This is a genomic window from Paenibacillus sp. JT31N11, from assembly GCF_056269285.1.
On sequence record NZ_JBWDNQ010000021.1, the window covers coordinates 23,689 to 38,343 of the forward strand.

At 44.7% G+C, this 14,655-nt stretch carries 11 protein-coding genes; 10 read left to right on the plus strand and 1 reads right to left on the minus strand.

The window, feature by feature from the left end; genetic code table 11:
• The first annotated feature begins 1,699 nt into the window (after positions 1-1,699).
• From AC0YNV_RS36205 to AC0YNV_RS36220, 4 genes are all read left to right on the plus strand, one after another.
• On the plus strand, positions 1,700-2,488 hold the full coding sequence (locus AC0YNV_RS36205) for a ParM/StbA family protein (RefSeq protein WP_475772395.1): 789 nt from the start codon (positions 1,700-1,702) through the stop codon (positions 2,486-2,488).
• Complete coding sequence (locus AC0YNV_RS36210; protein ID WP_475772396.1) at positions 2,485-2,724, plus strand: hypothetical protein; 240 nt, start codon at positions 2,485-2,487, stop codon at positions 2,722-2,724. Before AC0YNV_RS36205 ends, AC0YNV_RS36210 begins: the two co-directional genes overlap by 4 nt.
• 119 nt (positions 2,725-2,843) lie before the next feature.
• Positions 2,844-3,104 carry a hypothetical protein gene (locus AC0YNV_RS36215; protein WP_475772397.1) on the plus strand — a complete coding sequence of 87 codons (261 nt, stop codon included), beginning with the start codon at positions 2,844-2,846 and terminating at the stop codon, positions 3,102-3,104.
• 1 nt (position 3,105) lies between these two features.
• On the plus strand, positions 3,106-3,402 hold the full coding sequence (locus AC0YNV_RS36220) for a hypothetical protein (RefSeq protein ID WP_475772398.1): 297 nt from the start codon (positions 3,106-3,108) through the stop codon (positions 3,400-3,402).
• A 247-nt stretch (positions 3,403-3,649) separates the two neighbouring features.
• On the opposite strand, the gene AC0YNV_RS36225 is transcribed toward AC0YNV_RS36220, so the two are convergent.
• Positions 3,650-4,309, minus strand: a complete 660-nt coding sequence (locus AC0YNV_RS36225; RefSeq protein ID WP_475772399.1) for an FMN-dependent NADH-azoreductase — start codon at positions 4,307-4,309, stop codon at positions 3,650-3,652.
• Between the two features lie 1,149 nt (positions 4,310-5,458).
• On the opposite strand from AC0YNV_RS36225, the gene AC0YNV_RS36230 reads away from it, so the two are divergent.
• The 6 genes from AC0YNV_RS36230 (at position 5,459) to AC0YNV_RS36255 (ending at position 14,559) form a co-directional block, all read left to right on the plus strand.
• Positions 5,459-6,799 carry a discoidin domain-containing protein gene (locus tag AC0YNV_RS36230; RefSeq protein ID WP_475772400.1) on the plus strand — a complete coding sequence of 447 codons (1,341 nt, stop codon included), beginning with the start codon at positions 5,459-5,461 and terminating at the stop codon, positions 6,797-6,799.
• Positions 6,800-7,384: 585 nt separating this feature from the next.
• A complete protein-coding gene (locus AC0YNV_RS36235; RefSeq protein ID WP_475772401.1) occupies positions 7,385-9,157 on the plus strand; it encodes a sensor histidine kinase in 1,773 nt (590 codons plus the stop codon).
• 38 nt (positions 9,158-9,195) lie between these two features.
• On the plus strand, positions 9,196-10,839 hold the full coding sequence (locus AC0YNV_RS36240; RefSeq protein WP_475772402.1) for a response regulator transcription factor: 1,644 nt from the start codon (positions 9,196-9,198) through the stop codon (positions 10,837-10,839).
• Between the two features lie 101 nt (positions 10,840-10,940).
• Positions 10,941-12,647 (plus strand): extracellular solute-binding protein, encoded by a 1,707-nt coding sequence (locus AC0YNV_RS36245; RefSeq protein WP_475772403.1) that lies wholly within the window; start codon positions 10,941-10,943, stop codon positions 12,645-12,647.
• A gap of 150 nt (positions 12,648-12,797) precedes the next feature.
• On the plus strand, positions 12,798-13,655 hold the full coding sequence (locus tag AC0YNV_RS36250; protein ID WP_475772448.1) for an ABC transporter permease: 858 nt from the start codon (positions 12,798-12,800) through the stop codon (positions 13,653-13,655).
• Positions 13,656-13,671: 16 nt separating this feature from the next.
• Entirely contained in the window at positions 13,672-14,559 is an 888-nt protein-coding gene (locus AC0YNV_RS36255; RefSeq protein WP_475772404.1) for a carbohydrate ABC transporter permease, read from the plus strand.
• Positions 14,560-14,655: the final 96 nt, after the last annotated feature.

Here is a 14,655-nt window from a genome sequence, read left to right on the forward strand (position 1 = left end):
GATTGACAATGGCAGTGTGATTGCAAAATGCAAGATACGCATACCGTGATCCTAAACAACTTGTATTACATGAAGGCTGCGTGCGAGTTTAAGATTCGCTACTTGGCTAATTTACATCATTTAAACCTGTACATACAGCCGTACATATGTACAGCTGTATGTACAGGTTTAAAAATGACCAAAAATAGAAACTGCCTGAAGTTTTCGAGCGCCCCTTTCCGGTTGTGAGTAGCAAAATTCGAGGAGTTGTATCATTCCCCCTTACCGTTAAAGTGATTCATCTATACAAACTTCGTCTCCATATTTAGTTTCGGGGGCAAAAACTAAATACTTTTCTCATTTGTTGGTATGATTAGGGGATCCTTTAAAATTCAATCACGCCTATCTCTTTCATCACTTATACCTGTACATACAGCTGTACATATGTACAGGTATATTTCGTTTGAGTGTCATGCTTCTGCGTTGCTCAACAAAAACGGTATATTGCACTATCAAGAGCAAAAAGAGGCCCTTTCAGTTCTATTCGTCTTCTTCTTCGATATATTCACGGGCTATATCCATTCGCCAGCCGCATGTTCTCTACGCCAGCCGGTACTTAGGTTCGGACGTCGTCCCATTTGATTTGATATCCCCATTTAACACCTGGAGGTAAATCTGGAAAGGTGATCGGCCATTGATAAAGAAGATAATTGCAAATTCAAATATTCCTATACTTTCGTTTCCAGGATAGGTTACTCTTACGATATAGGAAGGGATCACTTCTATTCATGTCGAATTGTCAAAAAAAGAGGGAAATATAATATTTAAATCCATATTTATCTTAGCTACCGATGCACATTTATCAACCGCTAATGTTTAACTAAACAACGGTTATGGAATGGTAAGACGGAGAGTTGATTGACAATGGTGGTGTGATTGAAAAGCATGATGAGCATACCGTGATCCTAAAAACATGTATACCATGAAGTCTGCGTGCGAGATTAAGTTTCGCTACTTGGCTCCTTAAATTACCCTTTGTTCAAAACCCCATTCATGGGTTATTCTACCTCCATGATTTTGTTGATGCTTGGTATCAATACCTTCAAGGAAGTAACGGTAGGTAGGGGAGAGTCTAAATCACCTGTACATACAGCTGTACATATGTACAGCTGTATGTACAGGTATGATTAAACTATACGCGGGCAGTTTGGACTGCTTACCCGGCTGCAGGCAGCACTTTCAACGTTACTTGGTAACACCACATATTACACCTACAATATAGGATGTTCTACATCCAAAAGTCATCTGATTTGACGTGTTTTCCGGTAAGCTTACGTACCGCGTCCACCAATGCCTTCATCGTCTTACCAGCAGGCATATAATCTCTATTTTTGCAGACCCTCGAAATGGTCTCCCGACTAACTTTTGATATTTCCCGTATTTTCTCTTGTTTTATCCCATGTCGGTCAATGAATTCACCGAATCGACTGCGTTCCTTTCCAAACATTTTTCTCATCCTTCCGCAAATCACAAGTCGCTGTTTAGTCTCAGTATGGACAAGAGTACGAAACTATAAACGTCTCTTTAGTCATGTATTCAAAAATATTTCATCAAAAGTGTGGAAAGATGGACAAGCGGTGCTGCATAACATCAAACATACGTAAAACGTCAGGGGTACTGAGATCATCTACGTTTTACCTACGTTTGGAGGAGGGGTTAGATGGAACATCATTACATTGGACTTGATATCGGAAGAAATGGGGTTAAGGCGTACACTGGAGTGCATACCTTATATATTCCGTCAATCGTGGGGGAGTGGCGAGAGCGCAGGCTTCTCACCCGGCGAGATGACGATATAGAAGTGGTATTTCAGGGCGAGCGCTATTTTATTGGAAACTTAGCGGCCAATGAGTCCGAATTTGGGCGATACATGATGACCGATGATAAAGCTCATATCGATACGTTGCTTCTTGCTCTGGTATCGATTCACCTTGCTGGTTATTCAAATGTATCCATCATAACAGGTTTACCTGTAGAACATCACCGTCCAGACACGAAAGAAGCCATGCGCAATCTTTTGAAAGGGCAATGGGAGATCGAAGTAAATGGTAATCATCGTAAGATCCAGGTTACTGACGTAAAAGTGGCAGTGGAAGGAGGAGGAGCGTTCTGGTCAGCTCCTCAAGAGGGCCTGGTACGTGTCATTGATGCGGGAAGTAAGACCGTTAATTACGTGACAATGCGGGATAAGCGATATGTAGACCGAGATTCTGGTACATTGCCTTTTGGGTTTAACACGAATAAGGCAGATAATCCGCGACAGATGGCGGCTCGGATCGCGGGTGAAATTAGTAAAAAATGGGCTTCCACTGATCATGTGTTGATAAGCGGCGGCCGCGCAGAAGAGCTCACGGAATTACTTAGACCATATTTTTCGAGGGCGCAGCCTTTGCCAAATCCTTTGTTTGCGAACGCGATCGGTTTCTATCGTGCAGGAGGTGGCTTATGAGTTTCGCACGAAAAGCCATCAGCTTCAACATTGAAAACAATCACCAAAGGGATCTGTTTGAGTGGGTCATTGCGCAGAGCGGCCAAAACTTTAGCGGTTTTGTGAAGTCCGTACTATACGCTCATATGGTGGCTGGGAAAAGCAGAGTAAGCACCGCATACAGTCAAGAGGTTTCAGATTTCAATGTTTCAGAAAAAGTAGGAGACGATACAGTGGCAATGAATGATATTTTCTAGGACAGAGAAGAAAGGAGGCTGGAATATTTCTCTCAATCAGCCTCCCTCCGACCGCACTAAATCCGCTGTCATGACGTCATGACAGCGAAAATAACCAACACAATGGGGGTTGATTGGCAATGGAGAAGAGGGCAGATAGGATTGATAAGAAGCATCGGGTGACGCTCAGAATAGATGAAGTAACCCACAGTGAAATCGATGCGCTTAGCTTCCGTCATAACATCTCGCTGAATTTGTTTTATACCGAAGCCATTGAGTATGCCCTAGACAGCGAAGGATTCATGAAACGAATAAACGATAAATACAAACGAGACATGCGCCGGGGGCACTTTACGTACCAACAGGATATGCATACATTAAGACGCGGGAGGTTAGTTTAGTATGTCATGGCTTGGGGATGCTCTATTTGGTAAGCGTGAAAAACAGCCAATACTTGTCCACCTCTCAACGAAAGTGGTCGCCGGTATGGAGACGCTGGTATACCTCCATAACGCTCGGACAGATGAGATCGATCATATAACCCTTGACGATGTGATGGAATACGCAGCTGTGGCCGTTGTAAGAAAAACACTGAAAATTGCCAATCGCGAAGAGCCAAAGAAGAATCCTGCTGATTCGCCCGACGTCGTAGACTACGTAACACATCGAATCGGCAGTGGAAGGAGACAGGTAAAATAGCAGATAAGCCCCTAGGCTAAGTAAAGTCTAGGGGCTTAGACTCCCTTACGCAGTCTTTTTCAATTCGCTACGGAGAATCTCCTGCCATTATTAATAATTGTTAAGACCCCAGCTCACCCATACCATACCATTTCATAATCATTAAACCTGTACATACAGCTGTACATATGTACAGCTGTATGTACAGGTTTAATGTGGTAAAAATGAAAAACAGCCGGTCTTTTGGATCGGCTGAGAAAATAATTTCTTATTTTGCTGCTAATTTTGAAGCTTGCTCTTCAGCTTCTTTATATGCTTTTTGTAATACTTCATTTCTGTCCAGGAATCCTGTTCCTTGAATACGAACTGTTTCAAAATCTTCGATTCCCATTAAATAAAATATGGACTTCAAAAATTTATTCGAGTACTCAAGTTCGGTATAAAAGTCATTATTGGTGTAAATTGATCCACTGGCTTGAATTGTAACTACGCTTCTTCCATCGTCGAGAAGTCCGACGGATGCTCTTCCATTACTCATTGGGGTTTCGATATATCTAAACGTTTCCCTTGCAATCAAAACATTATCTATAAAATCTTTTAATTTTGAGGGGATACTAAAGTTATGCATTGGATATGCGATTACATATTTATTTGCGCTTTTAAATTGTTGTAATACCTCGTTCATTCGCCCGGTTACTTCTTGCTCTTCGCTTGTTAATTCTTCTCCATTGGTTTGTTTTCCCCATGCGCTTAAAACAGTTTGGTCTATCATGGGTATAACGTCATTGTATAAGTTAATTTGTTCAATGACTTCGTCATTCGAATGATCCTCTTTATAAATTTTCATGAAGTAATTTAATACATTTAGACTGAATGAAGAAGTAGAATCCACTTTTGGGTGTGCATTAATGACTAACAGTTTGTTCATTGAAGTTCCTCCATTTTGTTTTTAGTTTGAACATCAAAGAAGACAACTGAAGGAACATATCTGTGACAATAATCAATAAAAAATTTAGGAATGCCTTTCGAACAACGGAAAGCTCCTTGAAGTTTGTCCGGATTCATAATGACATATACACGAGAAATGGCCGAACCGTCTCACTAGGGAAACCTTTGGATATAAAAAAGCGCTCTGTAGCATCGTCTCACCATTCCATAATCGATAAACCTGTACATACAGCTGTACATATGTACAGCTGTATGTACAGGTTTAAGTTTAATTGCTACGTGTGCTTTATCAAGATACCAATACCATAAATACGACTTATCACGGTCCCATGAACCCGGGATAAGTTACGTGGATTCACCAAGTCGTTACTTGTTACGGCCTGTTCTTATATCAAGTCAAACCTGAAGCTCAGTGGCGACATATTTATAGTATTCGTGGGAATGAATAGGTTGCCATCATCTTCTCTTGACTATCGAGACTGGTAAGGTGTAAAATGCTACGCTTACAAATAAATAACATGTTATTGAGACCAGCTTAAATTGAGTTGGTCTTTTTGCAGACCTTGCTAACGGACATCTAGTAATTGGAAATGGTAAACAAAACGATTCATCAATCAGGAAGTAAACGGAACACTCAAAAGTAAAATTTGTCATATTTACACTATGAAAGCGGTTCCTTATGATGTGCTTAGAGGCTTCATTCCTAAAATGACATACAACAAGAATGTGACACCGCATAATAAGTTAGATCGTACAACCAATAGTTTTGGGAGGTGAGCGTCCATGACTAGGTAGATCTAATGCAACTAGATGCAGGAGGGTGGTTCGATAAAGAGTGGAAGGAATGAATATTCCGACCTAGCTGAGCTCTGTGAGTTGTTTATATCCCGATGTACTTACAAATGGAGAGAGATTAAAAAACAATGCCCATGAGAAGACCAATGAACAGTCGTTGTTGTTATCTCACATCCTATTTCAATAGAAAGAAGAGTGATTAGAAATGGTTAAAATAATGATGCTAAAACTTAGTGGAGTATTAATGGCAGCCGTCTTACTCGTCCTACCTGTAGGTGATGTGTTTGCGGCAGTTTCACAATCTGAAAGATTCGAACTGTCAAAAGGCGCTATCATGATGATTCGGGAAAAACCGCTTCAAAATAATTCTGTACTTCAATCGATTGCATTCGATAATGTAAATCAACACATTTACACGCTTCAACTGATGCAAGGAGGTATCCAGCTGCCGGGAGAACCCGGACCCGTAACCGGCGCCGTTAGGGGGGCAAACGGAGATTTGTGCTTAACGAAGCTGAGTATGTCGGGCAATATCTTAGGTTATATGTATTTAAAAGGATTCGGTCATGGCGTTTCTTTCGGGGCGGAGCCGGGCACGCTGAACGGGCAGCCTGTTGCGTATTTGTGGACGGAAACGGACGGTGTAGGCGGGTGGGGGACGAAATTGGCAAGATTTCCTTTCACGAATGGTGCTGTAGTCACTCCCACTACGTCATGGCTGGAGAAACATGAATTGGTGTCGGGCGCTACCTACGTTACGGCTGCTATCGACATGATGCACGGAAATTTGATGATGCGCTATTCGTTGGACAATGCCGCTACCTTCAGGTACCGCGTCTATAACTTGGCGCAAGTGAAGCAGGGGATTTATTCACCTATTGCCGACATTGCATCGCCAGCTTTTCCGGGTACGGTATTCCAAGGATACACTTTGTATGGCAGTTATCTCTACATGTACGAAGGTACCAATTACGGCGCTCCAGGGTCCGTATATCCCGATGGCAACACGCATATAACCGCTGTCGATTTGAATACCGGAGCGGTAATTGACAGAAAACTTACGAGGGCGGGTTATACGCTCGATTATCGAGAACCGGAAGGAATAGCTATCCACGTCCCTGATGTGAATAATCCTTACTCGGCCCGGTTGAGCTTCGGCTTTGCTTCTGGCGGTACCGGAGCAAGAGTGGCAAGCATCTACTACAAAGACCAATTAATCAACTTTGCTACTGGTAAGACGTTGACTTATTCCAGTTCCTTGGAAGCGAGTGGACACTCGGCTGCATCGGCGGTAGACGGGGAACGAAACTTTTTGGCAGGAGCGTATGGTTGGTCCAGTAACAATTCGCTTAACACCGACCATACCGAATGGGTCACGGTGGATATGGGAAGCAGCAAGAACATTAAGGAGATTCACCTGTATCCGAGAAATGACGCCTATTTGGGCGTACACTTCCCGATCGACTTCACGATTCAGGTATCTTCGAACAATGTCAATTGGACGACCGTCGTTACCCGGACTGGGTATCCTCAACCGGGAAATTCTGTGCAGAAGTTCCCGATTACCAGCACGTCGGCACAATACGTGAAGATCAATGTAACCAAAATAAGGCCGTATACGATAAACGGAGTGCCGGAATACAGGGTGCAGTTTCCCGAGATAGAAGTGCATTGACACCTTCCTGAGTGGTTTTCCGGCACTAAGCGAATACAGGAGTCGTGCATCATTCAGGGCTCCTGTTATTCTCCGTTCGGTGACGTGGAAGGCTTCAGGAATTCCACAATAAATAAGGAGTATTTTTAATGGATATGGGGATATGGGAGAAAAAACTAGACATGTACTTTGGCAAGCGCACCGCGGCGGAAGGACTGAAGCGCCGGGATTTTACGGCATGATCCTGTTTGCTATGCTGGTTACCTTCGCCATCGTCCAATTAGGAAGCTGGATCGAGAAGAAGGAACATTCGCATTCAACTTCCATGAATAGCGGAGAGCATAGTACGAACATTTCGTAAATGAGCAATCTATAAGAAATCGTGTCATATTTTCACCTGATACGATAGAGTATAAATGTCAGGGATTCCGGCCTACCGAGTCGATTGAAAAAGATGGTTTCCGGATTTATTAGGAGGCCATCTTTTTCCATCAAGGAGTTATTGGCAACCATATCCAATCATCTGGTATTTTGCTATTCTGAAACGGAAAACAGCGAGCAATTATTATATGGCGGGTTACTCACCGAGAGGAGAGGCTGAGAAAGATGCCGGTTTCGGGAAAATGGTTTACATCAAAGATGAACAAGTCTATTTTCACCAGAATGGTCATCACCTTTCTTCTTATTATCTCTCCGTTATACGTGCTTAGCATTGAAATCTACAAATGGGCGATACAGACACAGGAAGATGATATCTCCAATACGATGCTTTCCCAGCTTAACTTCTACGTGGAGACACTTGAGAAAGAATTACAAAGGATCCAGCTTCTGCAGTACTACAGCACGGCAGATGTCAATATGCGGCAGCTGGCCTATGTTCCGGAATCTCTAGACGAATATGAGAAGGCGATTGCGATCCTGCAACTTCAGCAATATCTTCAGGCGATTGCAAGCAGTAGCGCCTATATTAAAAATGTAAGCACATATATCCCCTCTATCGACAGGGTGATTTCCTCTTCAGGCTTTAAAAGCTCCATCCCCAGAGATGAATTCGCGATTCTTGATACAAACTCCTATTATTCCGTAGATGCTCAGACGATTTACTGGAATAACCGTCTCTTTTTGAGTGTTTCAAATTTATCCAATACCCCCTTCGAGAACAAAAAGGAGAAAAAGAAGCCTGAATATATTATCGGCGTAGAGCTCGATCTTACAGTGCTGGAGAATGCATTACAGCAGTTTAATGATTACGAAGGCGGCGGAGCCATATTTATTGACGACCGTAACCAATTCATGCTGACAAGCACAACCGATTCGGAAAAAAATGCCCGGATGTCGGAATTCATTAAGGAGGCTGCAATGACCTCGGCAAGCGGCTTCCGAAGCGTGGATATCATGAAAAAGACTTATTGGGCTATTTATACAAGTTCCGATTATCTTGGGATCACCCTCAGCAAATATATACCGGAAAGCGAAGTCCTGAAGAACTTCAAGAAATATTTCAATTGGTTCTGGATTTTTACAGCGACATCGGTCCTGTTGATCCTGCTGTATTCGTTCTCCACCTATCGTTTGATCTATAAGCCCTTGTCCGTATTGGTAAAGTCATTCCGCAGAGTAGAGAGAGGGGATATGAACGCTTCCATTACCCATAAGACCCATGATGAATTCAGGTATCTGTACCGAGCCTTTAATACCATGGTCAACAAGCTTGATACGTTGATAGAGCAGGTTTATAAACAAAAGATACTCGCGCAGCATGCGCAGCTAAAGCAGCTTCAGACACAAATCATCCCCCACTTTCTCTATAACAGCTATTTTATCCTGCATAGGATGGTGATCGATGAAGACAACGAAAATGCGGCCAGATTCTCCCAACTGATCGGACACTACCTCAAGTTCATTACGCGTAGCGGTGAGGACGAGGTTACGCTGGACAAGGAAATCGAGCATGCGCGGATCTATTCCGAAATCATCGGAATGCGGTTTGCGAGCAGGATGGAACTCGGTTTTGAGCCCACACCTGAAGAATGCAGACTCTACAGGGTACCCCGACTCATTATCCAGCCGATTATCGAGAATGCGCTTGAGCATGGGCTTGAAAATCGGGGTAATGGCGGAATACTGCTCGTCTCATTTTCAAAGTCGGAAGGCGCGATGGATGTGATCGTCGAAGATAACGGGAATATGCTGAGCAATCAGGCACTGGAAAATATGCAGAAAGCTCTCCTTGAAACAGGAAATATGGAGGACGTTGAAACAACAGGCATCCAAAATATACACAGAAGGCTTCAATATCGTTTCGGCAGCGGCAGCGGATTAATCTTGACGAGAAGCGCGCTCGGCGGATTGAAGGCGGTTATCAGAATCGAAGTTTAACCTCCCAGAGAAAGACAGGCAAAGGAAGGGGCAGTCATATGTATAAACTGTTGATTGTAGATGATGAGCAATTGATCGTGGATTGGCTGTACAGGCTGTTCGGCAGCCTAACGCACCTTGAGCTGGATTTGTACAAGGCATATACGGGAGAACAAGCCATGGGCTGGCTGAACAGGACGAAGATTGACATCGTACTGACGGATATCCATATGCCCGAGATGGATGGAATGCAGCTTCTGGAAAACATCAAGAGCAGATGGCCGGACTGCAAAGTCATATTTCTAACCGGATACAACCAATTCGAATACGTGTATACGGCCATCAAGCACGAAGGAGTAGCATATCTTCTGAAGACAGAAGGCGATGCGGAAATCATCCATGCGGTCGAAAAAGCCGTGGAAGACATTGAGAGGAGCTTTAAAAATAACGAGCTGCTCGGCAGGGTGAAACAGCAGCTAAGCAGAGCGATCCCGTTGCTTCAGAGGGAATTTCTGACTACGCTTCTGCATGGAGAGAAGTCAGTGCTTCCGGTTCGGCAGCAACAGCTGGATGAAATGGAATTTCCGCTGAATGCCGAGCTGCCCGTATTTCTGCTTTTAGGAAGAATGGATAATACATCCAAACATCTGAAAGGATCCGACAAAAACCGCTTGACCTATACAGTCAAGAATATGGTCGAGGAATATGTATTCGAGAATATCCAAACCTCGTTTGTACATGACGAGTCTTACTGCGTATGGCTGTTTCAGCCGACCGGGCCTGAACGCGGTTGGGATCGAATCGGTCTGTTTGTCAGGGGAATGCTCGAAAATGCCCAGAGAGCCTGCATGGAATCCCTCCATGTCAACATGTCGTTTGCTATTACAAACGAAGTAATCGATTGGGATACGGCAGCCGAAAAGTATTACGGATTAAGACAGCTGCTGAACTACTGGATTGGCAGCAAAAGCGGCATCATCGTCACCGAAAGTGAATTCTCACCGGCGGGTGATCACCTCTTAAAACGCGCGGATGGTAAAATTCATATTCATCTGAACAAGGTTGGTAAATTGGAGAGTTGCCTGGAGCGCGGTCAGAGGCATGAATTCTTTGAACTATTATCCGAGATAACGGGATATTTATCAACCGTAAACCATATGCGGAATATCCCAGCTATGGAACTCTATTTTGCACTGTCCTTGAAGTTGCTGTCTTATATCAACAGATGGGGGCTTGCCGGTAAAAAGGAATTCACTGAAGATATCGGAAATTTTACCCATATTGATAACTTCGGAACCTGGGCCGATGCCGCGGAATTTCTGCGCAAGACGGCGATTGATATTTTCGCATTGAAGGAGAGTCAGCAGGAGAAAAGGGAAAAGGATACGATCATGCAGGTGCAGCAATATATTTTGGAGCATTTATCGGAGGACATCTCTCTGGTCAAACTGGGCGAGCTAACCAGCTTCAATCCTTCCTACCTGTCTCGTTTGTTCAAACAGGTTACCGGAGCCAATATATCGGATCTCATCCATCGGGCACGGATTGACAAGTCAATGGATCTATTGGGCGGGACCTCTATGAAGATCCATGAAATATCCGCGGCGATCGGATTCGATTCTCCGGCTTATTTTGCCAAGTTCTTTAAAAAGTCCACTCAGATGACTCCGCAGGAATATCGCGATTCCCTGATAAAGATGTAAACGGAAAGCTCAATTGTAAAAATCGTTCTATTTAAACGCTTTCATTACCTCCCTATAATAAAACAAGAGGCCACAAAAAAAATAATCAACGGAGGGATTAAATGACTAATAGGGGTATCACCAAGTTCATATCGCTAATTCTTGCGGCTGTCTTGCTTTTAGCTGCTTGCAGCAAGACGAATAACACGCTGGATGAAGCATCGTCTGGAACAGCCAATGCGCCTGCGAATACTCCCGCATCTCCTGAGGGTTCTGCCATTGCGGACGGTTCTCTGACCAAGTACAGCCCGGAGATTACCGTGACAAGCGTGAGAAGGGATCTTGGAACCAACTATAAATTCGACGCCAATGAAACGATCGACAACAATATCTGGACACAGGCCTATCAGGATTCGCTGGGAATTAAGATCAAGTACAATTGGGTCGTCCCGGAGGACCAGTATGCGCAAAAATTCGGCGTCTCCATTGCGTCTAACGATTTGCCGGACGTGTTCGATGTTGATATCAAAAACCTTCAGCTGCTCGCTGAAAATGGCGTTATCGCCGACTTGACCAGCGCATATGAGCAGTACGCCTCCCCCTTGACCAAAAGCGTGATTGAAGGCGACGGCGGTGTCATGCTAGGAACGGCCAAAATTGACGGTAAGCTAATGGCCATTCCGGAGACCCAGTCCTTCTTGGACAGTATCGACTTGATATGGATCCGTAAGGACTGGTTGGAAAAATTGAATCTGCCAATCCCCAAGACGCTGGCTGAATTGAAGAAGACAGCCGAAGCGTTTGTCACCCAGGACCCAGATGGCAACGGAAAGGCCGACACATATGGCTTCGCGATCAACAAGGATGCTGTCAGCGGCGGCGTAACCGGATGGGCGGATATTGCCCCGATCTTCTATGCATTCCATGCTTATCCGAACGGATGGATCAAGGATGCTTCAGGCAATCTGGTCAACGGAACGATCCAACCGGAAGTAAAGAACGCACTGGCGTATTTGCAGGATATGTATAAAAATAAGATGATTGATCCAGAATTCGGCGTGAAGGACGGCACGAAGGTGGCCGAATCCGCGACGGCGGGCAAAATTGGGATCGCTTACGGACAGATGTGGAATTCCATTTGGCCGCTGAATTCGAGCAAAGAGAATGCTCAGGATCCTGGGGATTGGATCGTAATCCCGCCGGTTTCTTCCGACGAAAAGCCAGTCCTTTCCATGGTGTCGAATCCTGCGAAGACCTACCATGTTGTAAATAAAAATTTCGTGAATCCGGAAGCCCTTATCAAAATGGTCAATTTGTGGGTAGAAACCACGATGGGTCCAAACGGAGACAACAACAAATACGGGACGACGGCAGAAGGAAAGGAAGTTTTCAAGTTGTCTATGTTCCGGGTATGGAAGCCCAAGCAAAACCTTGAAAGCTTCCAGGCGGTCAAGGGCGCCCTGGACAGCAGTGATCCTTCCAAGCTGAACAATACGGACAAGTCCAACTATGATAAGGTTCTTGCCTATAAGGACGGAGATATCAAAAGTTGGGGTTATGCCGCCGTATTCGGACCGGGGGGCTCCCAATCCATCCTGGAGAAAATCGACAAAAACAAGCAGTACACCTTTAACGAATTTTACGGTGCTCCTACTCAGACCATCATCGACAAGGGAGCTACGCTCACTAAGATGCAGAATGAGACGTTCCTCAAGATCATTATGGGGAAAGCGCCAATCGATGAATTTGACACCTTCGTCTCCCAGTGGAAAAAATTGGGCGGTGATCAAATGACCCAAGAAGTCAATGAATGGTATAAGTCAAAATAAATGATCTAAAGGTAAGCGTTGATAAGGGGGAGTTGGTTCTGTCAACTTCCTTTTTTGACTAAACCGCAATCGTCGGTCAATGGAGGGGTGCCCGTGAAGGCATTGAAACAATCTGGAAGGAAATGGGTTCGCGAATATCCCTTGCATTTGATGATGGTGCCGGGGATCATCCTGCTGCTGATTTTTAGCTACGGGCCCATGGTTGGGATTATCATGGCATTTCAAAGATACAACGTGACCAAAGGGTTTTTCCGATCGGACTGGATCGGGCTTGATAACTTCGAGTTCATTTTGCAAATTCCCGATGTAAGAGAAGTGTTCTGGAATACGATTTTCATTGCGGTTATGAAAATAGTGGCGGGTTTGATTGTACCTGTCACAATGGCTCTTCTGTTGAATGAGCTGCGTGCCAGATATGTGAAAAGAAGCATTCAGACGATCATCTATCTCCCGTATTTCCTGTCATGGGTGCTCTTGGCGGGAATTATGATCGATATCCTGTCCCCGTCAAGCGGGATCGTCAACCAATTTTTATCCCTGTTCGGAGTAGAGCCTGTATTTTTCCTGGGGAATGAGAAGTTGTTCCCTTATTTGCTCGTTGGTTCGCATGTGTGGAAGGAAGCCGGATTCGGAACCATCATCTATCTTGCGGCATTGACGGGAATAGATCCGACGCTGTATGAGGCGGCTATCGTGGATGGGGCCAACCGCTGGAAGCAGACCTGGCACGTAACGTTACCCGGAATCATTCCCATTGTGATCTTGATGACCGTACTGAGCCTGGGCGGAATATTAAATGCCGGGTTCGATCAGGTCTACAATCTCTACAACCCGCTCGTATACAGTACCGGGGACATTATCGATACCATGGTATACCGGATGGGACTGATCGAAAACCAATACAGCATGGCCACGGCGGTCGGTCTGTTTAAATCGATGGTTTCCGCCGTTCTCATTATCGTTTCGTACAAACTGGCCGACAAATATGCAGGTTACCGGGTACTATAACGCTACGGGGGAATCTATGAATAATAAACTTTCTATCGGAAGAATGAGCTTTCTCATTCTCAATTACACAATTCTTATCGGGTTTGCCTTGCTGTGTCTGCTGCCTATGATCCACGTGCTGGCACTCTCCTTCAGCGGCGGTACGGCCGCGGCTTCGGGGCAGGTCACGCTATGGCCGGTTGATTTCACTTTCAAAGCCTATGAATTTGTGGCTAACAAACCGGAATTTATCCGTTCTATGGTCATTTCATTCGAAAGAGTGTTAATCGGCGTTCCGCTCGATATGCTTCTGACGATATTGATTGCCTATCCACTTTCCAAGGATCCAAGCACACTTTCCTACCGCAAGGCGTACATTGTTTTTTTTATGATCACGATCCTCTTCGGAGGCGGACTGATTCCCTGGTATATGGTCATTAAAATGACAGGTCTGATCGACAGCGTATTTGCATTGATTTTACCCGGCGCCGTATCTGTTTTCAATGTGATCCTGCTGTTCAATTTCTTCCGGAATTTACCCAAAGAAATTGAAGAAGCAGCTTTTATCGACGGGGCGGGCCATTGGTATACTTTATGGAAAATATTCGTGCCGCTCTCCATGCCCGCCATTGCCACGTTGATCCTGTTTAGCGCAGTTGGCCATTGGAATAGCTGGTTTGACGGGATTATCCTGATGAATCGGACGGAGAATTACCCTTTGCAAAGCTATCTACAAACCGTTGTGGTACAGCAGGGTCTGGAGAAGATGGTGACTCTTCAGGATACCGCCTTGTTCCTAGAGGTTTCCAACCGGACCAATAAGGCGGCGCAGATCTTTATCGGTGCTTTGCCAATCCTTCTCATATACCCTTTCTTGCAGAGGTATTTCATGAGCGGGATTGTATTGGGAAGCGTCAAGGGATAAAGGGGGGGTCGGAATCGTGAACGGTGAAGCGGCAGACAGCAATGAATCAGCAAATGAATCAGTCTTGAAGGGCGAGAAGGCAAGGGTTGAAATCCC

Bases quoted from the DNA above. Each gene is read 5' to 3' on its own strand.
- AC0YNV_RS36215 (WP_475772397.1), top strand. From the start codon at position 2,844: ATGGAGAAGAGGGCAGATAGGATTGATAAGAAGCATCGGGTGACGCTC.
- AC0YNV_RS36255 (WP_475772404.1), top strand. From the start codon at position 13,672: ATGAATAATAAACTTTCTATCGGAAGAATGAGCTTTCTCATTCTCAAT.
- AC0YNV_RS36230 (WP_475772400.1), top strand. From the start codon at position 5,459: ATGATGATTCGGGAAAAACCGCTTCAAAATAATTCTGTACTTCAATCG.
- AC0YNV_RS36225 (WP_475772399.1), bottom strand. From the start codon at position 4,309: ATGAACAAACTGTTAGTCATTAATGCACACCCAAAAGTGGATTCTACT.
- AC0YNV_RS36205 (WP_475772395.1), top strand. From the start codon at position 1,700: ATGGAACATCATTACATTGGACTTGATATCGGAAGAAATGGGGTTAAG.
- AC0YNV_RS36235 (WP_475772401.1), top strand. From the start codon at position 7,385: ATGCCGGTTTCGGGAAAATGGTTTACATCAAAGATGAACAAGTCTATT.
- AC0YNV_RS36210 (WP_475772396.1), top strand. From the start codon at position 2,485: ATGAGTTTCGCACGAAAAGCCATCAGCTTCAACATTGAAAACAATCAC.
- AC0YNV_RS36220 (WP_475772398.1), top strand. From the start codon at position 3,106: ATGTCATGGCTTGGGGATGCTCTATTTGGTAAGCGTGAAAAACAGCCA.
- AC0YNV_RS36240 (WP_475772402.1), top strand. From the start codon at position 9,196: ATGTATAAACTGTTGATTGTAGATGATGAGCAATTGATCGTGGATTGG.
- AC0YNV_RS36250 (WP_475772448.1), top strand. From the start codon at position 12,798: ATGATGGTGCCGGGGATCATCCTGCTGCTGATTTTTAGCTACGGGCCC.
- AC0YNV_RS36245 (WP_475772403.1), top strand. From the start codon at position 10,941: ATGACTAATAGGGGTATCACCAAGTTCATATCGCTAATTCTTGCGGCT.